This is a genomic window from Pseudomonas sp. S2_B07 (genome assembly GCF_054668435.1).
In genome coordinates, this window is sequence record NZ_CP162769.1 from 1,284,538 (window position 1) to 1,305,668 (window position 21,131).

Consider the following 21,131-nt stretch of genomic DNA (forward strand, 5'->3'; position numbering starts at 1 on the left):
TGGCCAGGCTCTAAGTGCCACAACCCACCTTCGCACTCGCCTTCCAGGCTCCCGCACCTCCCTTGCAAAGAGTTCAGGGGTATCTTGGCAGCCCTGCGTGACGGTTCAACGGCCACGGAGGGAGCGTCCCGGCCATCAAGGTGCGCATGACGGACACAACACGCTAGCTGAACTGTTCACGGTACTGACTGGGGGTCAGGCCAAGCTTTTCGCCGAACAGGAAACGCATGTGGCGCACGCTGCCAAAGCCGCTTTTGAACGCCACCGTCTTGAGCGGCAGGTCACTGGTTTCCAGCAGGCTTCTGGCGCGGTCGATGCGCGCGTTTTGCAAAAACTCCATCGGTGTCATGTTCACTTCCCGGGCAAAAACCCGGGTGAAGTGCCGCGCACTCATGGTTGCCAGACCGGCCATGCGCTCGATGCAGAACGCTTCATCCAGGTGTTCCAGCACATAGTTTTGCACCCGGGTGATCGGCGTTTCGTGCGGGGCAACCGTGGCCATCAACGGGCTGAATTGCGCCTGTCCGCCCTGGCGCTTCATCACCACCAACAGCACTTTGGCCACGTCCTGCGCGACTTTTTTGCCATGGTCTTCGGCGACTACCGCCAGCGCCAGGTCGATGCCGGCGGTCACGCCGCCGGAGGTGATGAGGTTACGGTCCAGCACGTAAATCTGATCGGTCTCCACGGTGGCCTTGGGGAAGCCTTTGATCAGCCGTTCGGTGTAGTGCCAGTGAGTGGTCACGCGGTAACCGTCGAGCAAACCGGCGTGCCCCAACACGAAAGCCCCCGTGCAGATCGAACCGTATCGCCCGGCGCGATTCACCGCGCCCGTGAGCCAGTTGAGCAACGGCGGGTGTTTCTCGTTATAGGCACCGGGGCCGCCCGGCACCAGCAGCAGGTCGTAGCCTTGAGTTGCCTGATCAATGTGCAGATCGGCCTGGACGTTGACGCCGTTGGACGCACGCAATGCGCCGGGTTCGGTGCCGATGGTCGTGAGGACGTAGTGGTCAGCCGGGGCCAGGTAGCGGTTGGCGATGGAAAACACCTCCATGGGACCGGCCATGTCGAGCAGGAGGAAGCCCGGGAATAACACCATTGCCACGGTTTTCATGGGTTAGAAATCACTGAAGTCAAAAAAGAATACCGGCCAGACACCGGTCCCTGTAGGTGAGCCTGCTCGCGATGGCGGGGTATCAGTTGATATCAATGTTGACTGACACACCGGGATCGCGAGCAGGCTCACTCCTACAGGGGGTTGTGTGTAAGGCGTTAAAAGGGTGCTGTGCATTATGGCCAATCGTGGCGCCTGTGTCGGGAAAGAATGCGTGATCGTCCGCACACTACTGTCAACCTCATCGGGACAGTGTTTCAATCTTCATCTACTTATTGCACCCACCAGTAACCATTAACCTTCTCCTCACTCGGACGAATCAACGTCCCAACAGGAGATTTCATCATGCTGACCCTTCGCAAAGCTTCTGATCGCGGCGCGGCCAATCACGGTTGGTTGAAGTCGTTCCATACCTTTTCCTTCGCCAACTATCGCAACCCCAAAGAACAGGGTTTTTCAGACCTGCTGGTGATCAACGATGACCGCGTGGCGGCCGGTAAAGGCTTCGGCCAACACCCTCACCGCGACATGGAGATTTTCTCCTACGTGCTCGAAGGCGCGCTGGAACACAAGGACACGCTGGGTACCGGTTCGGTGATCCGTCCGGGTGATGTGCAGTTGATGAGCGCCGGCAGTGGCGTGGCCCACAGCGAGTACAACCACTCGGCGACACGGCCCGTGCATTTCCTGCAAATCTGGATCGTGCCGCAAGTCAGCGGCGCCAAACCGCGTTATCAGCAAGAGCACTTCAGCACGCAAAAGAAACGCGGACGTCTGCAACTGATCATCTCCCCCGACGGCGACAAGGGTTCGCTGAAAGTGCGACAGGACGCACGTGTGTACGCCGCGCTGATCGACGGCAAGGAAAGCGCTGCGCTGGAACTGGCGGCGAATCGTTATGCCTATGTGCACGTGGCCCGTGGCAGCGTTGAACTCAATGGCGTGCAGTTGCAGGAAGGTGATGGCGTGCGGGTTCGCAATGAGCAGGTGCTGACGTTGAGCAACGGTGCGGATGCTGAAGTGCTGGTATTCGACCTGCGCCCGCAAGAGCTGCCTGAAATGCCATAACTGTTAAACGCAAATCCCTGTAGCAGCCGGACGCAGGCTTCGCCAGCGGCTACAGGTGTGTTATTCGCCGGTGCCGGAGAACACCGCGACAATTTCATCGATCACCGCCCGCACCCGCGCGGTGTGCCGCAAGTCGGCGTGGGTCACCAGCCAGACGTCATACGGCAGCGGTCGCGTGCGTTCCGGCCACAGCCTGACCAACCCGTCCCTCTCCCCCATGTACACCGGAATTTCCCCCAGCCCGATACCCGCCGCAATCGATCGACGCACCAACAGGCTGGAGCTCAGGCTCGACACAATCCGCCCGCGATGCAACGGCTCCGACACCAGCGTCATGTCCTTCTGGTTTTGCAAGTACGGCTGATACACCACCAGATCATGCCCCTCGAACGCCGAGCCCGGCGCCGGCACGCCGTGGGCGTCCACATACGCCTGCGACGCAAAAAGCCCCACCGGCCAGCGGGCGATTCGTCGCGCGATCAGGTCCGGGTTATCCGGCCGGGTATTGCGCACGGCGATGTCGGCTTCGCGTTTGGCAAGGCTGAGAATCTGCGTCGAGGCGTCCAGTTGCACGCGTACGTCGGGGTGCTGTTGATGCAGGCGCGCAATGGCCGGGATCAGAAAATCGATGGCCATGGAATCGGTGGTACTGACCCTGACGAGCCCGGTCAAGCGGTCATCCAGCCCCTGGATCTGCCGCTGCAGCTCCAGCGCCGAGCGCTCCATTTTTTCCACCGCCGCCAGCGCCGCCTCGCCGACGGCGGTCAGTGCATAACCTTCCGAGGTGCGCAGGAACAACGTGGCACTCAATGACTTTTCCAGCGCCGTAATCCGTCGCCCCACCGTGGCCTGATCGACCCCCAGCACCCGCGCGGCGCCGCGCAGTGTCGACTCTCGGCAAACCGCGAGAAATACCCGTGCGTCATCCCAATTCATGCGGCTCTCCTACCGATGCATATACGCATCACCATAACGCAAAATCGCTGCGTTATTGCATCAGATAATCGCGGTAGGCTGAAGGCCAGCAAACACCTCTCAGGATCCTGCTCATGCACAGCTCATCGACCCCCTCGCGACGCGCCATTTGGCTGCCGATCTTCGCCGGCCTCAGCGCCAGTCTGGTCAGCATTGGCCTGGCGCGGTTTGCGTACACGCCGTTGATTCCCGCATTGATCCAGGCGCACTGGTTTTGCGCCAGCGACGTGGTTTACCTCGGCGCCGCCAACCTCGTGGGCTATCTGATTGGCGCCCTGATCGGCCGCCCTGTCGCGCAACGCACCTCCAACAAAACCGCGCTGCGGCTGATGATGTTGGCGGTGACATTGTCGTTTTTCGCCTGTGGCTTTCCCTTGTCGGTGAGTTGGTTCTTTGGCTGGCGCCTGCTGTCGGGCGTTGCCGGTGGCGCGATCATGGTGCTGGTGGCCGCGACCGTGTTGCCCCACGTGCCGGCATCACGCCGCGGGTTGGCCAGCGGTGCGATTTTTCTAGGGATTGGCCTGGGCATTGCCGGTTCGGGGACGATTGTTCCGCCGTTGCTGAGCCTTGGCTTGCAGCAGACCTGGTTTGGCCTCGGTTTGTTGTCCCTGGTGCTCACCGCTGCCAGTTGGTTCGGCTGGCCGTCAGAGGCGCACCACCCAGCCGTCGCGCCGTCAATCGACGAGCCCAAGACGGCCACTGATCCACGGGTATACCTGCTGTTCGCTCAATACGCGTTCATGGCCGCCGGACTGGTGCCCGCCATGGTGTTTCTGGTGGATTACGTCGCCCGTGGTCTCGGTGCCGGGCCGCACGTCGGCGCACTGATTTGGGTGATGTATGGCCTCGGCGCGATTATCGGGCCGGTGAGTTATGGCTTTCTGGCGGATCAGTTCGGCGCGAAGGTCAGTATTCGCGTGGTGCTGGTGGTGCAAGCAATTGCCGTTGGCCTGTTGGCGATATCGAGTTCCTTTACGGCGCTGGCCTTGCTGGCGGTGATTCTCGGCTCGTTCCCGCCGGGCATCGTCCCGTTGGCGCTGGCACGGGTTCACGAACTGATCCCGCAGCATCACCAGCAACAAGTGGCCTGGAGCCGCGCGACGGTTTCGTTCGCCACCTTTCAGGCCATCGCCGGGTTTGCCTATTCGGCGTTGTTCAATGCCAGCGGCGGTCATCACGCCTTGTTGTTTGTCATCGCGGCCGGTGCGATTGTGGTTGCACTGCTGCTGGAACAGGGCATGCGTTTGCTCAACCGTCGTGATGATTTGCTGCCTGTTTTGAACTGAATCACCGCTCCCTCAATGCGGTCCCACTGTTATGACTTCTCTGTCCCAGGACTTCGACATGACCTTGCCTCAAACCATGACCCTGATTGAAATCACCGAGCCCGGCGGCCCCGAGGTGTTGAAGCCGCGTCAGGAGCCGGTGCCCACCCCGGCGGCGGGCGAAGTGTTGATTCGCGTACACGCTGCGGGGATCAACCGCCCTGATGCGCTTCAACGTGCCGGCAAGTACCCGCTGAAACCCGGCATGAGCCCGTTCCCGGGGCTGGAAGTGGCCGGGGAAGTGGTGGCCATCGGCGCCGGCGTCAGCGAATTCATTGTTGGCGACAAGGTCTGCGCGCTGACCAACGGCGGCGGCTACGCGCAGTATTGCGTGGCACCGGCCGGCCAGACACTGCCGATCCCTGAGGGGATGGATTGGGTGCACGCGGCGGCAGTCCCGGAAACCTTCTTCACGGTGTGGGCCAACCTGTTCGAGATGGGCGGCGCCAGCAAAGGCCAGCGCGCCCTGATCCACGGCGGCACCAGTGGCATCGGCACCACCGCGTTGATGTTGTGCCGCGAGTTCGGCGTCAAGGCATTCGCCACGGCGGGCAGCGAGGACAAGTGTGCGGTGATCCGCCAGTTGGGGGCCGAGCCGATCAATTACCGCGACCAGGATTTCGCCGAGGTCATCGCGCAAAAAACCGCCGGCAAAGGGGTAAACGTGATCCTCGACATCATGGGCGGTTCGTACCTGAATCCCAATATTGCGGCGCTGGGCATGGAGGGTCGACTGGTGATGCTGGGCTTTCTTGGTGGTGCTCACGCCAAGGATGTCGATTTGCTGGCGATCATGGCCAAGCGCGCGATCATCACCGGTTCCCTGTTGCGCTCACGCACCCGCGAAGAAAAGGCCTCGATTGCTGAACAGTTGCGCGAGTACGTCTGGCCAGTGCTCGCCGCCGGGCGTTGCCTGCCGATGATCGACAAGGTGTATGCACTCAACGATGCGTCACAGGCCCATGCGCGGATGGAGGCTGGGGATCATGTTGGGAAGATTGTGTTGAAGGTGGATTGATCGGGATTTTTGCTTTGCCGGCAATGGCCCCATCGCGAGCAAGCTCGGCTCCCACAGTGGTTTTGTGAACACCGGGGATCCCATGTGGGACCGACGGTGCGACGATTCGACTTGCCAGCGATGGGGCCCGATCGTTCACCCCACAACCTCGTACGGCTGTCGAAATTCTTCCCGCCCCCACCACGCATCTGTTAAAACCCGTCCTTTCCTGCTGATCTTCCGGACCATCGCATGTTGTCGAATTGGTTGAGCTGCTTAGGCCGTCGCTGGCTACCGTTGCTGTGCATGGCCGCGCTGATCGTCGGACTGCCGGTGAGTTGTGGCGTGCTCAAATACAAGGAACGCGAGCTGCTGTTTCGCATCGAGCCGGGCACCGCCGGTTGGTACCGCGGCCTGCCGAGCGATGTGCAGGAGTTCGACATCAAACCCGTCAGCTTCAAGGCCGGGCAAAACCTGCATGCCTGGTGGTGGCCAGCCGCGCGCCGGGATGCGCCGTCGATCCTCTACCTGCACGGTGTGCGCTGGAACCTCACGGGCCAGGCGTTTCGCATCGAGCAATTGCGCGCCATGGGTTACTCGGTGCTGGCCATCGACTACCGAGGGTTCGGCCAAAGCAAAGGTGACTTACCCTCGGAAGCCAGTGTTTACGAAGACGCCCGAGCGGCCTGGGAGCGTTTCACCCAGATGCAACCGGACGCCAACAAGCGCCTGATCTACGGCCATTCCCTGGGCGGCGCGGTGGCCATCGACCTCGCGGCAGACCTGGCCGCACAAGCGAAAAAGCACCATGACCCCGTGCCCGTGCGCGGCCTGGTGATCGAGTCCACGTTCACCTCGCTGGGCGATGCCGTGGCGCAAGTGGCCGACAGCAACCTGCCCGTGAAATGGCTGCCAGTGCGTTGGCTGGTGTCGCAGAAATTCGATTCCATCGACAAGATCGTCGGCATCGACATGCCGCTGCTGGTGGTCCACGGCCTGGCCGACCCGTTCATGCCTTCACGCTTCAGCCAGCAATTATTCAATGCCGCCAATGAACCCAAGCGCCTGCTGCTGGTGCCCGGTGGGACGCATAACAACAGCATGATTCTGGGTGGCAGTCAGTATCGCCAGGCAATCGATGGTTTGATGAAAGCCAAACCTAGCGGTAACCCCGGGCTTGCAGGTTGAACAGCTGCGCGTAACGCCCGCCCGCCTCCACCAGGCTGTCGTGATCGCCACGCTCGAGGATCGTGCCCTGGTCCAGCACGATGATGTGGTCTGCATTGCGCACGCTGGAAAACCGATGGGAAATCAGCAACGTCATGCGGCCTTCGGTGTGCTCGCTGAAATGCTCGAACACCGCCGCTTCCGCCGCCGGATCGAGGGCCGACGTCGGCTCATCGAGAATCAGGATATCGGCATTGCGGCGCATGTAGGCGCGCGATAACGCGATCTTTTGCCACTGCCCGCCGGACAATTCCTGCCCTCCGGCAAACCATCGTCCCAGCTGCGTGGCATACCCGCGATCCAGACGCTCGATGAACGGCGCGGCCATGCCTTGGGCCGCCGCATCCTGCCAGCGCTGTTCATCGTTGAACGCCAAGGTGTCGCCGACCCCGATGTTTTCGCCCACCGAGAATTGGTAGCGGATGTAATCCTGAAAGATCACGCCGATGCGCTGCCGCAGCGCGACCTCCTGCCATGTCTGCAAATCGCTGCCGTCGAGCAAAATGCGCCCTTGATCGGGGCGGTACAAACGGGTCAGCAACTTGATCAGTGTGGTCTTGCCCGAGCCGTTCTCCCCCACCAGCGCCAGGCTGCGCCCCGGCACCAGGTGCAGGTCAATGCTTTCCAATGCGGCATGACTCGCCCCCGGATACGTGAAGCCGACGTTCTCGAATCGCAGACCATCGCCAGGCACGGCACCTTCCGTGAGCGTCCCGGTATCGGCCACCACCGGTTCGGCCAGGTACTCGTAGAGATTCGACAGGTAAAGGCCATCTTCATAGAGCCCGCTGATGGCGCTCAAGCTGCTGCTGACTGCGGTTTGTCCCTGCTTGAACAACACCAGGTACATGGTCATTTGCCCCAGGGTGATCTGGCCGTGAACGGCATCGACCACCACCCACGCATACGCCAGGTAGAACGCCGCCGTGCCGAGCAGGCCGAGGACAAATCCCCAGCCATCGCGACGCAACGTCAAGCGGCGGTCTTCGGCGTAGAGCCGCGCGAAGGTGTCGCGATAACGCTGCAACAACAGCGGCGCGAAGCCGAACAGCTTGACCTCTTTGATGTACCCCTCGTGGGAAAGCAGCGTCTCGATGTAATTCTGCTGCCGGCTCTCCGGCGCCCGGCGGGTGAACAGCCGAAACGCATCCCCGGAAAAATGCGCCTCGGCGAAAAACACCGGCAATGCACCGACCACCAGCAGCACCAGCGCCCACGGCGAAAAGTGCACCAGCAACACGCCAAAGCTGATCAGCACAATCAGGTTCTGGATCAGCCCCAACGACTTCATCACCAACGCCAGCGGCCGGGTCGACGCCTCGCGCCGCACCCGCACCAGCTTGTCGTAAAACTCGGAGTTCTCGAACTGCACCAACGACAACGTCTGGGCTTTCTCCAGAATCATCGTGTTGACCTTCTGCCCCAACTGCACGCGCAACAGCGACTGCTGAACCGACAGCGCCCGCTGCGTACCGGACAACAACGCCAACACCCCCGCCTCCATCAACACATAACGCACCACCGGCCACAACGGCGCACTGCCCTGCTGCGCGTGCAACTGCATGGCGCTGACCACTGCGTCGACGATGCGTTGACCGATCCAGGCGGCCAGCGCGGGGAGGACACCGGCAATCAGGGTGGCCAGGACCAGGCCGAGGAACAATCCACGGGAGGTGCCCCAGACCAGAAGCAAGGCGCGTCGGGCCTGGTCGAACAGAGCGGTGAGGCGGTTAAGGGCCGCTGGCATGGGGGGAAAGCTCGCAGAGGGCAAACAAGGTGACAGGGTACTTCAGCCCGGCAATGTGCGTGATGCGAATCAACTGTAACGTTTGTTCGCTTGACGCAAGAGGACGTCAGGATGAGGATCGACCGACTTTCAGATCACTGAGCAAGGAAGCCGGGATTGATACCTGAATGGAACCCGGAGGGACTTATCCCTCCCATCAATGAACAAAACCCTGCCGGGATGGATCGATCTCCCTATGAGGTTGATCTCTTGGCCTTCATAGAACGCTTCGCGATCAGTCAGGATCGATGTCAAATTCTGCATGGCTATCTCTCGCATCGCTCTGAGCTGCACAGGATGGGCATGGCTGAAGGATTCCAATGGCTGAACGGTAGTTTTGCAGAGAACATTGAGCTGATTGATCAGCGCGCGACCTACCTGACGTCATGGTTGCACGAGTACAACTGGCATCGCCCGCATGCCAGCCTGAGTTATTTGCCACCAATTAGCCGAATAGCATCCGTGAACAACGTGGTGGGTTTACACAGCTAGCACATGAATAGAAACGAATACCTGCACACGTCGGCAGAGCTCCTCTTTCTGGAGAAGCAGCTAGCCAAACCTGGGCTCAGCAAGCTATCCGCAATGTCCATTCGCTCTCGAATTGCGCAAGCGACATCAGCGCTTGAAGCGAATAGTCAGAACACGCACCAACCTGCGAAGGTCGTCATTACCTATCGTGGCGCCCCCGTTTTAGGTACTCAGGGGGTATTGGCCGAATTTGGTACGGCAGCAACGCAAGCGTTCAGTGAAGCTATTGCTACCATTGCGGCGTCAATCTCCGGAACTCTTGCCGATAAAGGCCCTATTCCAAATCGGTCAAACAATCAGTTACTCATAACGGGAACGGCGCTCGGCTCTTTTGGCTTCGAACTGGAGGAAGTCCCTTCTGCGGCGCAAGCGGAAATGGAAGGGATCTCTTTGGTTTCACAAGCCATCGACCTTATGACCGAGTTGCTCGAAGCCACGACGAAGAGTGATGAAGAACTCTCCGAACCGGTGTCGAGATTGGCCGATAGAGCCCTGTCGAGCGTCGCAGATTTTCTGGGGAAGCTGTCCAGCTACGACGCTTCTTGTTCTCTGACCACTCCCACCCGTCAATTTCAGTTCACAGACAGTGAACAGGTCCGCAAAAGCAAGACTCGGCTAAGCCTGGATAACATCCAGGAAACGACAGAGACGTTCACGGGTGAGTTTATTGGAGCGCTCCCGGATAAGCGGGCATTCGAATTTCGGACCATCGACGGTTTGGTTATTTACGGAGGTATCCCAAGAGCGATCCCCAATCCGAATGAGGTGAACGCGAATCTCTATAAAACCTACGACATAACATTAAGCGCCAAGCGAATCGGCTCCAGCAAACCTCGCTATATCCTTCAGCGCTTTCCTTGGAATGACTGATACACCAGAACAGTCGACTTTACTCCACACCCACCTGAAACCGCGCCCGATACCGCCCCGGGCTCTCCCCCGTCCATTTCTTGAACGCTCGATGAAACGCGCTCGGTTCCTGAAAGCCCAGCCGTTCAGCGATGTCGCTGATGCTCGCCTTGCTCTGGCGTAATTGTTCAAACGCCACGCCGCGCCGTACTTCGTCCTTGATCTCCTGATACGAGCAGCCTTCGCGCTCGAGTTTGCGGCGGAAAGTGCTGGGGCTCAGGTGTTGTTCGAGGGCGAAATCCTGCAGGGTCGGCCATTCGCTGTAGTCGCTGTTGCGCAGGCGCTGGTGGACTTGCGAGGCCAGGCCGTGTTGGTTGCGGAAACGGATCACCAGCCATTGCGGGGCCGTGCGCAGGAATACTTTGAGTGAGGCCAGGTCTTGCACCACCGGCAGGCGCAGGTAGTGGCTGGCGAATTCGATTTCGGTGCGCTCGGCGCCGAAGGTCAGGTTGGGGCCCCACAGCAGGCGGTCGTCACTGAGGGACACGCGCTCATGGCGGAAGTCCGCGCGGTCGATGGGAATGCGTCGTCCGCCGAGCCAGCACAGCAGGCTGATCATCAGCACCAGGAACGTCTCTTCGCCGAAACGGCTGACGTCGTCGTTTTGCGCGTGGGTGTCGAGGCTGATGATTGCGCGCTTGCCGCGCACGCTCAGGGTGCCGCGGAAGTCGCGCAGGAACAGGCCGAAATTGGCCAGGCACTGGCGCATGGCTTTGTGCAGGTCGGGTTCTTGAATCAAGGCGCGGCAGATCAAGGCGAAGCTGCCCGGCGGCATGCCGTGGGAGTCGAGCCGGAAAAACTCGTCGTTCAACTCGCGGATCTGAATCAGCCACAGCTCGGCGAACGCGCTGGCCGGCACCCGCGCCGTGGGATCAGCCATCAACGCCGGGTCGATACCGGCCTGTTCCAGCACAGCCGTCAGGCGCTGCGAATCTCTCCCAGGGCGTGGATCATGGCCTGCACGAAATAAACGGCAACCGAGTCGTTTTCCCGCATGTGAACGTTTCGCTCCCTGACACTTGAATGGCAAAAAACACCAGCAGCGTTGAACAGTTGCGGCATAGGACAACTGAACGGCCGGTTCTAGACTCGCGGCCAATAGTACGCCTTCGACCGTTGTGACGGCCAAGGTATCGCAAGGTATGAGTGGAAGGACGGCAAGATGAATCTGCAAAACATCGGCGTGATCGGCGCGGGCACCATGGGCAACGGGATTGCGCAGGTCTGTGCGCTGGCCGGCTTCACCGTGACCCTGATCGACATCTCCGAAAGCGCCCTGCAAAAAGCGCTGGCCACCGTCAGCAAAAACCTCGATCGCCAGGTCGCCAAGGCAACGCTGACCGAGGAACAGAAGCACGTCGCCCTCGACAGGATTCGCACCAGCACCCAATACGACAGCCTGAAAAACGCACAACTGGTGATCGAAGCGGCCACCGAAAACCTTGACCTGAAACTGCGCGTGCTGCAACAAATCGCCGCGCAGGTCAGTGCCGAGTGTGTGATTGCCTCCAACACCTCGTCGCTGTCGATTACCCAACTCGCCGCCAGCGTCAGCCAGCCTGAGCGTTTCATCGGCCTGCACTTCTTCAACCCGGTGCCGGTGATGGGCCTGATTGAAGTGATTCGCGGCCTGCAAACCAGCGACGCCACCCATGCCCTGGCCCTGGACATGGCGACCACCCTGGGCAAAACCGCGATCACCGCCGGCAACCGCCCGGGTTTCGTGGTCAACCGGATTCTGGTGCCGATGATCAATGAAGCCATTCTGGTGTTCCAGGAAGGACTGGCCAGTGCCGAAGACATCGACGCGGGCATGCGCCTGGGCTGCAACCAGCCGATCGGCCCGCTGGCCCTGGCCGACCTGATCGGCCTGGATACCTTACTGGCCATCATGGAAGCCTTCTACGACGGCTTCAACGACAGCAAATACCGCCCAGCTCCGCTGCTCAAGGAAATGGTCGCCGCCGGTTATCTGGGTCGTAAAACAGGACGTGGCTTCCATGCCTATGCCTGAGCGTTGCTCGCGCTTTGCCGAGTACCGGGACAAAGTGCTGGAGTTGTTTGCCAGCAAGGGTTTCGGTCAGGTCGGCATGCGTGAGCTGGCGACGTGCCTGGGGCTTTCCGCGGGCTCGTTGTATCACCATTACCCGAGCAAGCAGCACTTGCTGCTCGACCTGATCGAGGAGTTCTACGAAGAGCTGCTGGCGACCCTGGATCGCCTCGATCAAAAGGGCCCGGCGAAACGCGACAAGCTGCAAAACCTGATCCGTGCGCATTTGAATCTGCACCGGGAAATGCCGTGGCATTTTCGTCTGGCGGAACGCGACAGCGGTTGCCTCAATGACGAGCAACAGGCGCGCGTCCGGCAATTGCGCGAGCAATACGAACACCGCCTGCTGCTGATGCTCGGCACCAAACCGCGGGTCGGTGAACAGGCGAGACGCGCCACAGCACACGCCATCGCCAATTTGCTCAACAGCGCCCCCAGTTGGTTGATGCAACATCCGCTGAACGACCATGAGCGCGATGAACTGCTGGAAAACATGGTGAGCGGGGCCATTGAGCGTCTACTGCGGCCTTCGGCGCCACGCGCGGTGGCGTGAGCACCTGATGCAAGGTCAGGTGCACGCGTGTCCAGGCGATAAAACACCCCGCTTCAATAGAAAAATCATCTAAACGAATTTTGCCAAACCCTCCCTCTAACGCTTTGCTAATGGCGTCCAATTACTGTGGGCCGGGGGTCGATCAGCCACGCCCGGCCTCCTTCGTTACCGGGAGCACACCATGAAAATCAACCCCTACCTGATCTTCAACGGCGACTGCAAAGCGGCGTTCACTTTCTATGAGAAAAGTTTGCCCGGCAAGATCGAAGCCATGATGACCTTCGGTGAAACCCCGGCCGGCGAGCACGTGCCGACAGACCTTCATAACCTGATCATTCACACCCGCCTGGTGGTGGGCGATCAGGCGATCATGGGGTCTGACACCACACCGGATCGTCCCGTCGATGACATGGCCGGTTTTTCGGTGTCGCTGAATGTCGACAGCATCGCCGAAGCGGAACGGGTCTTTAATGCCTTGTCGGAAGACGGCACCGTGCAAATGCCGCTGGAACAGACGTTTTGGGCGGCGCGTTTCGGCATGCTGGTGGACCGGTTCGGCGTGTCGTGGATGGTCAACTGCGAGAAGGATCAGTAACACGCTTTGGCCTCCGGCCTGAAAAAGCCCAACCTGCGAACGTTGGGCTTTCTGGCAACTCCCGGACCGTCTGCTACCGTCAACAAGCCACCCGCGTGGCAACGGATTGTTCGGAGGACACCCGCTATGCCTGCCCATGCCCCTTGGTCCACCCGCTGCAAAATGTCGCTGCTGGCGGGAGGGCTCGCCGCCGCCCTGCTCGCGCTCAATGGCTGCGCCACCGTCGATGCCCAGACCACAGCCTATGTGGGTGTCGAACATCCGGCCCCAACACTGGCCAGTGAAGTGGTGGTGTTGCGCACCGAGCCCCTTCGCCCGCATGTTCGGTTGGGTGAAGTGCTGATCGATGCCAGCGTCGACCCAGCCCCGCCGATTACACAGGTTGAAGAAAAGCTGCGGGAGGAATCCGCCAAGCTTGGCGGCGATGCCGTGGTCGTGGTTTACGACCATATCGGGACCGTCGGCGCGTATGTCAGCGGGCCGCTGTGGAGCCGCGACATCGAAACGATTCAGGGCCGCAAGCTCAAAGGCATCGTGATCAAGTACAAGTAATCGCTCGGTGAGTGGAAGTGTTCAGCCCTTGACGCACACCACCTGGCGCAAGGTGTGCAGCACTTCCACCAGTTCGCGCTGGGCGTGCAAACTGCTTCCCCCGCTGAACCTGCCGATAGTCGAGGTTTCCCGAACATGTCAGCGCTTGGGGTCATGCCTTTACCAAGGGCCAGCAGACCGTTCAGAACCAACCATCACTGCCATGGCGATTTCTGCCGGGGTCTTGCTGCCCAAGCGAAGGCCGATGGGCGCATGGATCCTTTGCAGGCTCGATTGATCGAGCCCGCCAATCCGCGCCAGGCGTTCAAAACGCTTGCTGCTTGTGCGCTGCGACCATGGCTCCAATGTAGAACGCCTGAGTGTGTACCACCTCAAGCAACGTCAGGTCGCCCAAGCGCGGATCTTGAGTCAGAGCCACCACTGATGTTGATGCGTGGCATCCGCCGTTGGCAATGTAGACCGCTGGCAGCAACTCATGCACTTCAACGCCCGACAGGTAAATCCACTCATCACTTCTTTTCGTGGCTCGTACAGAATCACCTCATACCCCAACCAAGCAGAACTCGGCGCGTGATCAAACCCTCCCCGGCGAATGCAGCCTCCTGACCCTCGATGCTCGCCGCAACCCAGGCAAACCAACATGGCCCCCGGCCCACGCGGCGCCGAACCAAACGTGGCGAGGACGGTGCAAAGCCATATTGGTTAGCCTTGAGCAATCCAGTCGCGGGCTTTCTGAACGACTTGTAGATCAAGCTGATTCATCACATCGATCCTCAGGTCGTCACCCACTTTTCCTGGGTGACCGGCAAGCTGCGAATGCGTTTTCCTGTCGCATGCTGGCAACCTACGGATGGACGGGATAATCGGTATATCCGCGCGCATCGCCCCCAAAGAAACTGGCAGGATCCGATGGATTGAGGGGCAGATCCTCGCGGATACGTCGCGGCAAATCGGGGTTAGCCAGGAATGGACGACCGAAGGCGATGATATCTGCGCGGCCGTCCGAGATTGCCTGGGCGGCGGTTACTGGGTCATAGCCACCCGCGAGCATCAACACACCGTGCCATGCGGTACGCAATTGCTGAATAATGGCGTCCCAGCGGGGATCAAATTGCTCATCTCGTACAGTGCCAACGATGGCCGGCTCAACCAGGTGAAGATAAGCCAGCGACCAGTCGTTAAGCCGGTTAACCAGATAACCAAAGGTGTCTTCAGGCGTGCCGTCACCCATTCCCATGAAACGTCCCATGGGGGTGAGACGGACAGCAGTTCGATCTGCTCCGACTTCTGCTGCTACAGCTGCCACGACTTCGAGCAACAGACGACTGCGATTTTCGATGCTTCCACCGTAAGCGTCTTCCCGTTGGTTACTCGCGCTATTGATGAATTGGTCAAGGAGATAACCATTGCCTGCATGGATTTCAACTCCATCCATTCCTGCCTCAATAGCGTTACGCGCAGCGCGACGATAGTCGTCTACGATTGCTCTGATGCCACCAATGGTCAGTGCCTGAGGTTCTGGAATCTCTCCCCATACGCCGTTGCCTTGTTCGTCCACAATAAATGTTTTGCCAGGAACCGGCATCGTAGTCGGCGCAACAGGAAGCCCGCCATCAGGTTGGAAACTGGGGTGCGAAACGCGCCCGACATGCCATAGCTGCATGAAAATCTGTCCGCCTGCCTTATGTACTTCATCAGCCACGACATGCCAGCCATCAATCTGCTCTTGGCTATAGATGCCCGGCGTCCAGGCATAGCCTTGTGCTTGTCGAGAAATCTGAGTCGCCTCGGTAATGATCAGAGCAGCGCTGGAGCGCTGACGATAATACTCGACGTTCAGCTGTGTAGGGACGTCGCCAGGCTGACCAGCTCGTGAGCGTGTGAGTGGTGCCATCGCAATGCGATGCTTGAGTTGCAACGGGCCTACGGCAATGGGTTGGAACAGTGACTGTGGCATTACTTTTCTCCAGTTTTGAGCGGGCTGGACTCAGCCAGCGTTAATTGTCGAACGGTGAAACATCAAGTGATCGCCGATGGCTTTACCCTGGGCGAGTAAGCGCTGCCCCAAGGCAATCTGTTCGGGTTCCCAGTTCGCTAAGGCACGATCCGTATCGTCTGGGGTTTGGCTCAAGCGCCGGGCGAGTTCGAGTGCGTTGTAGGCTGCCTTGGACGTGCTGGCCGCAGTGTGAGGCCTGGGAATAGCTGCGGCATCGCCGAGTAAAACCACCCGTCCATCAACTAAATGTGGCATTGCCAAATCACGGATGCTTTGGACAAAAGGCTGCTGGGTGGCTCGCACCACATCCCGAAAGGCGGGTGGTAACAGGCTGTCGGCCTCACTCCAAATATGGTCGCGCCACGCAGGTGCGAGGAGCCCCTCTGGTACCGAATACTCACGCCTGTGTCCGGTTGCGTCGGTCATGACATTGCCGATGAGATCCTCTTCGAGAACCCGATACCAAACCCAGTTGTAATAGCGTTGGCCAGGTCGAATATCATTGTTTTCGCCCGGCACCAGGTAACCCAGAATGTGTGAGCCGTGGTTGTTTGCGAAACTGAAGTCACTCGCCAGAGTCTGGTGAGATAGTCCGGGCAAACTGCTCTCCGGTAGAAGGCCGCGCCATGCAATATATCCGGCGTAGCTTGGCTCGTATTCTGGCCAAAGCACGTGGCGTACTTGCGAGTTACCGCCGTCAGCTGCGACGAGCAAGTCAGCCTCAACACGCTCGCCATCATCAAAAGATGCCACCACACGGCCGCCCTCTGGCTGAGTAACGCCAATCAGGACTTTTCCCTGGTGGTAGTGCTCATTGCCGAAAGCTTGACGCAATGTTGTGTAAAGCAGCGACCAGGACGTCTGAACTTGCGGAGCGTAGGTTTTGCTTTGGACACGACCGTCCGGATGCAGCACGGTACGGTATTGCGATCGAACGCCCATCTCCAGATTGGCCAATGGAACATTTAGTTGGCGAAACGCATCGACCACCTCTGGCTGCAATACTATGCCGCCGCCTCTGCTGTCGAGGTCGTGGGAAGAGCGCTCATAAATGTCGACACTCCAGCCCGCCTGGCGCAAAAGATTACCTGCGAAAAGCCCACCCAATGACCCACCAATTACCATTGCACGACGTGAAGTCACGGGTAGCTGAGGGACAGTCTTGAATTTGCTCATGGGTGAATCCTCCGTTTCGACCTACTTTAAGGACTCCACGGCAATGTGATAATCAGCGTTCTTCGCTATGCCGTATTGCGTGAGTTGCAACACTGTTCGCGGCGCACGAAACACTGGCCGCTCTCTCGGAGCGGTCAGGTTCGGTGATTGATGGCTGAGCTTAAAACGATCGGGTCAGAGGGAGTTGCGAAGGCCGATGGCCCGTAGCGTCGGTTACTGCATTTCCAAGGGCGGCAGCCATAGGGCCTTGTACAATCTCCGCAGCCCCCAGAAATGGCTGGCCTGGCTGATCTATCAAATGTACTTCGACATTCGATGGCAATTGCGAAAACCGCAAAATCGGATAACCGCTCCAGTCATAACTACGTATTCCACCCGCATCAAACTTGATGGCTTCGAATAAAGTCCAACTGGTGGACTGCACTATCCCACCCTCTATTTGATTACGTAGACCGTCGGGGCTAACGATCTGTCCGACATCCACTGCCGTTACCACCCGATCAACCGCTATGTCGCCAGTTTGAGGATGAACACGTACCTGCACCGCGATAGCGCAGTACCCCATGATGTTTTTGTACCGAGAGAAGGCGAAGCCGACACCTACGCCTGGGGCGTTGGGTCTTGCTGCCCAACCGAAGTTGTCCCGCACTCGCTCTATTACCGCTCGAGCACGAGGATCTTCCAAATGTGCGAGGCGAAAGGCGACTGAGTCCACCCCGGCACGTGTCGCCAACTCATCAATACAGGCTTCAATCGCGAAGACGTTGATGTGTGCACCCAAGGAACGCATCGCGGACGTGCGAAATGGCATCTGGGTGACAAAGTTCATGTCGATACGGGTCGACGCCACGGTGTACAGAGGTACGGCGTTACGGTCACCGTCCCCTTCCGGCTGCGCGATAGGAACTGATGGGGCTGAGGTGAATGGCTTGGCCAGTAGACGTGCAGGTAACAATCGACCTGCATTGACAATGCGTTCGTTATGCGGGGTCGTCCACAGATCGTATGCCCAATCCTGAAGTCGACCACTATGATCCAGGCTCGCCTGCACCTCAGTGATCATTGCGGAGCTGTAGGGCTCCCAAAGGTTTTCCTGCTCTCGCATCCACTGAACCCGCACGGGACTTCCAGGCATGCGCATGGCAATCAGTGCAGCATCGGCCGCCGCATCATCCGCCCCATTATGGCCATAACAACCCGCCCCTTCGGTATGGATGCACCGAACACGATCCAGCGCTAACCCCAGCATTTCCGCTATACCCGCGCGAAGTGGGTAGACGCCTTGAGTATGAGTCCAGACGGTAAGCATACCGTCCTTGAGCCAAGCCACTGCGCAGGACGGTCCGATTGAGCCGTGCATGAGATATTGTTTGGTCACCCGTGCCCGGTAACTCGATCCAGCTACCACAGCTGGGCTGCCGTTGTGACTGATAGGGTAACGCCGTGATGGCAGCTGAGGGAGCAATGCATGGATGTTGCGCATGTCAGGCAACGCATCGCCTTCGCTCCATTTCGCCTGCTCATACCCTGCGCGCATCGCCTTCACTGCTAGCCATTCGTCCTTTGCAACGACGGCTAGAAAGTTGCCGTCACGAACGACCTGCACAACACCAGGGAGGTTCTGCAAGGCGCCGGCATCAAACGACTGCAGCCGGCAACCTGGTCTAGGCGGTCGGATAAGTCGTGCATGGAGCATGCCTGGAAGTCGCATGTCTTGTACGAACGCGGCACCTCCACTGACCTTGGCCGGAATGTCCAGGCGAGGCAGCGAATGCCCAATCACACTGAATTTTTCAGCGGGCTTTGCCGAAGTCTTTGGCTCCGCATAGCGATGCAAATCCACTCCGCTGACGGCTTCGAAGTAGGACATGCGCCGCCCGCTAGGCTCTTGAATTATCGCATCGCGCGTCACCAACTGATCAGGCTCAACGCCCCAAAGCCTGGATGCAGACTCCACTAGCAATTGGCGCACTTGGCCAGCGGCGTTGTATAACGCTGTTCCGCTGTCAACGATGGTGTGACTACCAGCGGTATACCCTTCATTGGGTGTTAACGCGGTGTCAGCGGTCAGTATGTGGATTGCATTGGGCGCTACTTCCAAACGTTCGGCTGCGATCTGCAACAACGCGGTTTTTACCCCTGTACCCAGCTCGGCCTTGCCGGTGTAAACGGTTATTCCTTGGGCGTCGACGCGGACCCAGGCATCCAGGTAGGGGTTGGAGCGCAAGCTACCGGGCAGATCGGGAGCCAGAACCTGGGTGCCAAGCGTATCCACCTCAGTGTCAGCCAATACATTGCCTGCAACCGGCAGCAGCGAGAACGCAACCAGCAACGAACCGTTGCGCAGGAAGGCACGCCGTCCAAGATCGACGTTAGCGTCAGTCTTCATGATCTGCTCCAGACGCGGCGACGGCGCGGATGGCATCGATGATTCGCAGGTGTGTGCCGCAACGGCAGAGGTTCGGCACCATATGAGCGGTAATTGTCTGCCTGTCAGGGTTTCGATTGCGCTCGAGCAATGCCTGTGCTCGCATCAACATACCGGCTATGCAGTAACCGCATTGTGCGGCTTGCTTCTCAATAAACGCCTTTTGCAGTGCACTGGGTTGATCGGCAGTGCCCAGACCTTCTACGGTACGGACTTCTTTTCCCTGCACGCTTGAGCAAGGTGTTATGCATGAAAATATCGGCTTATCGTCTACGATCACCGTGCAGGCGCCACACTGGCCTAACCCACACCCGTACTTTGCCCCATTGAGTTCCAACTGGTTTCGCAAGGCATAAAGCAGAGGCGTATCGGCGTCGACATCCAGATGATGGAGGGATCCATTGACATTCAGGGTCATGTGGGTCATTTCGCATCCTCGCGTAAGTCTTCGATAGTTTCTGAGAGGTCGGCCCAAGGATGATCCGGCTGAGCGCTGGCACGCAGATACGTAGCCAGCACAGTGAGTTGGGATCCGTTTAAGGTGGCGGCAAAGGCTGGCATGCCAGGGCCTGAGGTTCCAGGGGGTATAGCTATGCCATCCAGTACCGTTTTGATGAAATTGCGCGAAGAGGCGGAGCGCATTGCTGACGTATCTGCAAGATCAGGACGGCTGTCGATCAATCGCATGGGGGCACCTGAACCATGGCAACCTGCGCAGGAAGCCTGGAAGAGTTCAGCACCTTCATTTTGCGCAGTCGGATCGACAGTTGTGCTGCCTGGAGCAGGCGACCGTGGTTCAACTGGCTTGTTTGAACCCAAGCTGAGCAGGTATTCAGCAATGGCTTCCACATCGCTGACAGGTACCTTCGCCAGGCTCAGGCTGACCGGCCTCATTGGGCCTGCCGCCGCTCCGTGGCTGGCAGCGACATCGCCGCGCAGATAGTCCACCAGTTGCTCGCTGCTCCAAGGCTTACGCGCATTGGCCAAGCCAATCAGGGAAGGAGCCTCCCAGCCATCGACCATGCCCCCTGAAAGTGATTGACCGGACTTTTCAGCGCCCAAAAGGTTGAGTGGTGAATGGCAGCCCGCGCAGTGTCCTGCGCCTTCTACCAGATACCGCCCGCGATTCCATTGGGCAGTTTGCTGGGGCTCCGATTGCTGCTGTTCGCCGTGAAGGAACAGCAGGTTCCAGAACGAAACCAGCGGCCGAATGTTCATGGGGAAGTTCATTTGGTTTGACATAGCGGGCGAATCTACTGGTTGCCCGCTCATCAAATAGGCGTAAGCGTCTTTCAGATCGCCTTCGCTCATGCGGCGATAATGTGCGTAGGGAAACGCCGGATAAAGAAAATGCCCCTCGCGGGATATCCCGTGACGCATGGCCCGTTCGAACGCCTCCAGAGACCACTCACCGATGCCCGTATGATCGTCGGGTGTAATGTTGGTGCTGTAGAGCGTGCCAAAGGGCGTCACCAGCGGTAGCCCGCCGGCCAAATACTCGCCTCCCGGGCGCGTATGGCAGACCGCACAATCGCCAGTCTCGACAACGAGCGCTCCGCGCTTGATCTGCTCTGATTCCTGTAAAGCGTGTTGTTTTACGGGAGCGAGAGATGGCCGCCACATTAGAGCGACGGCTATAGCGGTGCCACAGGCGACGAGCGTAAGTCCTCCTAGCCAGAGACCTTTTTTGTTCATGCTGGGTCATCCTTTGCGGCTGCACTAACCACCCCAACAGCGGTGTGCACGTGATGCAAAGGTTAGGCAGGCATGATGATGTGGGGTATCGCTTCGCCGCGCAAAAGTGTGTTGCGCCATCTGCTATGTATACGAGCCATTGCGTTTAGCGCAT

General features: G+C 59.1%; 17 protein-coding genes and 5 pseudogenes. 11 read left to right on the plus strand and 11 right to left on the minus strand.

Annotation, left to right across the window (positions count from 1 at the left end; all coding sequences use genetic code 11):
- Nucleotides 1-163: 163 nt before the first annotated feature.
- A complete protein-coding gene (locus AB4N43_RS05910; RefSeq protein ID WP_027921417.1) occupies nt 164-1,114 on the minus strand; it encodes a GlxA family transcriptional regulator in 951 nt (316 codons plus the stop codon).
- A gap of 345 nt (nt 1,115-1,459) precedes the next feature.
- On the opposite strand from AB4N43_RS05910, the gene AB4N43_RS05915 reads away from it, so the two are divergent.
- Nucleotides 1,460-2,182, plus strand: coding sequence for a pirin family protein (locus AB4N43_RS05915; RefSeq protein ID WP_059181145.1), 723 nt, complete (start codon nt 1,460-1,462; stop codon nt 2,180-2,182).
- Nucleotides 2,183-2,242: 60 nt separating this feature from the next.
- Here AB4N43_RS05915 and AB4N43_RS05920 read toward each other — a convergent pair whose 3' ends face one another.
- Complete coding sequence (locus tag AB4N43_RS05920; RefSeq protein WP_059181146.1) at nt 2,243-3,118, minus strand: LysR family transcriptional regulator; 876 nt, start codon at nt 3,116-3,118, stop codon at nt 2,243-2,245.
- A gap of 113 nt (nt 3,119-3,231) precedes the next feature.
- On the opposite strand from AB4N43_RS05920, the gene AB4N43_RS05925 reads away from it, so the two are divergent.
- The 3 genes from AB4N43_RS05925 to AB4N43_RS05935 all read left to right on the plus strand — a co-directional run bounded on the left by AB4N43_RS05925 (nt 3,232) and on the right by AB4N43_RS05935 (nt 6,667).
- Nucleotides 3,232-4,443: a YbfB/YjiJ family MFS transporter gene (locus AB4N43_RS05925; RefSeq protein WP_027921420.1), complete on the plus strand. Its 1,212-nt coding sequence runs from the start codon at nt 3,232-3,234 to the stop codon at nt 4,441-4,443.
- 58 nt (nt 4,444-4,501) lie between these two features.
- Nucleotides 4,502-5,500 carry an NAD(P)H-quinone oxidoreductase gene (locus tag AB4N43_RS05930; RefSeq protein WP_027921421.1) on the plus strand — a complete coding sequence of 333 codons (999 nt, stop codon included), beginning with the start codon at nt 4,502-4,504 and terminating at the stop codon, nt 5,498-5,500.
- A gap of 231 nt (nt 5,501-5,731) precedes the next feature.
- Complete coding sequence (locus tag AB4N43_RS05935) at nt 5,732-6,667, plus strand: alpha/beta hydrolase (protein ID WP_460153502.1); 936 nt, start codon at nt 5,732-5,734, stop codon at nt 6,665-6,667.
- Here AB4N43_RS05935 and AB4N43_RS05940 read toward each other — a convergent pair.
- Nucleotides 6,639-8,453 carry an ABC transporter ATP-binding protein gene (locus AB4N43_RS05940; RefSeq protein ID WP_027921423.1) on the minus strand — a complete coding sequence of 605 codons (1,815 nt, stop codon included), beginning with the start codon at nt 8,451-8,453 and terminating at the stop codon, nt 6,639-6,641. The genes AB4N43_RS05935 and AB4N43_RS05940 overlap by 29 nt on opposite strands.
- Nucleotides 8,454-8,672: 219 nt before the next feature.
- Here AB4N43_RS05940 and AB4N43_RS05945 point away from each other — a divergent pair.
- From AB4N43_RS05945 to AB4N43_RS05955, 3 genes and pseudogenes are all read left to right on the plus strand, one after another.
- Nucleotides 8,673-8,780 (plus strand): annotated as a pseudogene (locus AB4N43_RS05945) (DUF6932 family protein); the annotation flags it as partial.
- A gap of 72 nt (nt 8,781-8,852) precedes the next feature.
- A pseudogene (locus tag AB4N43_RS05950) lies at nt 8,853-8,984 on the plus strand (integrase core domain-containing protein); the annotation flags it as partial.
- A 3-nt stretch (nt 8,985-8,987) separates the two neighbouring features.
- Complete coding sequence (locus AB4N43_RS05955; RefSeq protein ID WP_460153504.1) at nt 8,988-9,893, plus strand: hypothetical protein; 906 nt, start codon at nt 8,988-8,990, stop codon at nt 9,891-9,893.
- 19 nt (nt 9,894-9,912) lie between these two features.
- Here the strand turns inward: AB4N43_RS05955 and AB4N43_RS05960 are convergent.
- Nucleotides 9,913-10,928 (minus strand): annotated as a pseudogene (locus tag AB4N43_RS05960) (AraC family transcriptional regulator).
- Between the two features lie 166 nt (nt 10,929-11,094).
- Between AB4N43_RS05960 and AB4N43_RS05965 the strand changes: the two are divergent.
- The 4 genes from AB4N43_RS05965 (at nt 11,095) to AB4N43_RS05980 (ending at nt 13,682) form a co-directional block, all read left to right on the plus strand.
- Entirely contained in the window at nt 11,095-11,946 is an 852-nt protein-coding gene (locus AB4N43_RS05965; RefSeq protein ID WP_027921426.1) for a 3-hydroxybutyryl-CoA dehydrogenase, read from the plus strand.
- Nucleotides 11,933-12,535 carry a TetR/AcrR family transcriptional regulator gene (locus tag AB4N43_RS05970; protein ID WP_027921427.1) on the plus strand — a complete coding sequence of 201 codons (603 nt, stop codon included), beginning with the start codon at nt 11,933-11,935 and terminating at the stop codon, nt 12,533-12,535. Before AB4N43_RS05965 ends, AB4N43_RS05970 begins: the two co-directional genes overlap by 14 nt.
- Before the next feature lie 181 nt (nt 12,536-12,716).
- On the plus strand, nt 12,717-13,130 hold the full coding sequence (locus AB4N43_RS05975; RefSeq protein ID WP_027921428.1) for a VOC family protein: 414 nt from the start codon (nt 12,717-12,719) through the stop codon (nt 13,128-13,130).
- Between the two features lie 126 nt (nt 13,131-13,256).
- The gene (locus tag AB4N43_RS05980) at nt 13,257-13,682 is read left to right on the plus strand and encodes a hypothetical protein (protein ID WP_027921429.1); all 426 of its coding nucleotides are present in this window, start codon (nt 13,257-13,259) and stop codon (nt 13,680-13,682) included.
- A gap of 21 nt (nt 13,683-13,703) precedes the next feature.
- On the opposite strand, the pseudogene AB4N43_RS05985 reads toward AB4N43_RS05980, so the two are convergent.
- The 7 genes and pseudogenes from AB4N43_RS05985 to AB4N43_RS06015 all read right to left on the minus strand — a co-directional run.
- Nucleotides 13,704-13,772 (minus strand): annotated as a pseudogene (locus tag AB4N43_RS05985) (hypothetical protein); the annotation flags it as partial.
- Nucleotides 13,773-13,841: 69 nt separating this feature from the next.
- Nucleotides 13,842-14,381 (minus strand): annotated as a pseudogene (locus AB4N43_RS05990) (XdhC family protein).
- A gap of 145 nt (nt 14,382-14,526) precedes the next feature.
- The gene (locus AB4N43_RS05995) at nt 14,527-15,639 is read right to left on the minus strand and encodes an alkene reductase (protein WP_460153507.1); all 1,113 of its coding nucleotides are present in this window, start codon (nt 15,637-15,639) and stop codon (nt 14,527-14,529) included.
- A gap of 30 nt (nt 15,640-15,669) precedes the next feature.
- Nucleotides 15,670-16,854, minus strand: a complete 1,185-nt coding sequence (locus AB4N43_RS06000; RefSeq protein ID WP_460153509.1) for an FAD binding domain-containing protein — start codon at nt 16,852-16,854, stop codon at nt 15,670-15,672.
- 160 nt (nt 16,855-17,014) lie between these two features.
- Nucleotides 17,015-19,243 (minus strand): xanthine dehydrogenase family protein molybdopterin-binding subunit, encoded by a 2,229-nt coding sequence (locus AB4N43_RS06005; RefSeq protein ID WP_460153511.1) that lies wholly within the window; start codon nt 19,241-19,243, stop codon nt 17,015-17,017.
- On the minus strand, nt 19,233-19,709 hold the full coding sequence (locus AB4N43_RS06010) for a (2Fe-2S)-binding protein (RefSeq protein ID WP_460153513.1): 477 nt from the start codon (nt 19,707-19,709) through the stop codon (nt 19,233-19,235). Before AB4N43_RS06010 ends, AB4N43_RS06005 begins: the two co-directional genes overlap by 11 nt.
- The gene (locus tag AB4N43_RS06015) at nt 19,706-20,977 is read right to left on the minus strand and encodes a c-type cytochrome (protein ID WP_460153515.1); all 1,272 of its coding nucleotides are present in this window, start codon (nt 20,975-20,977) and stop codon (nt 19,706-19,708) included. The genes AB4N43_RS06010 and AB4N43_RS06015 overlap by 4 nt, the downstream gene beginning before the upstream one ends.
- Nucleotides 20,978-21,131 lie beyond the last annotated feature (154 nt).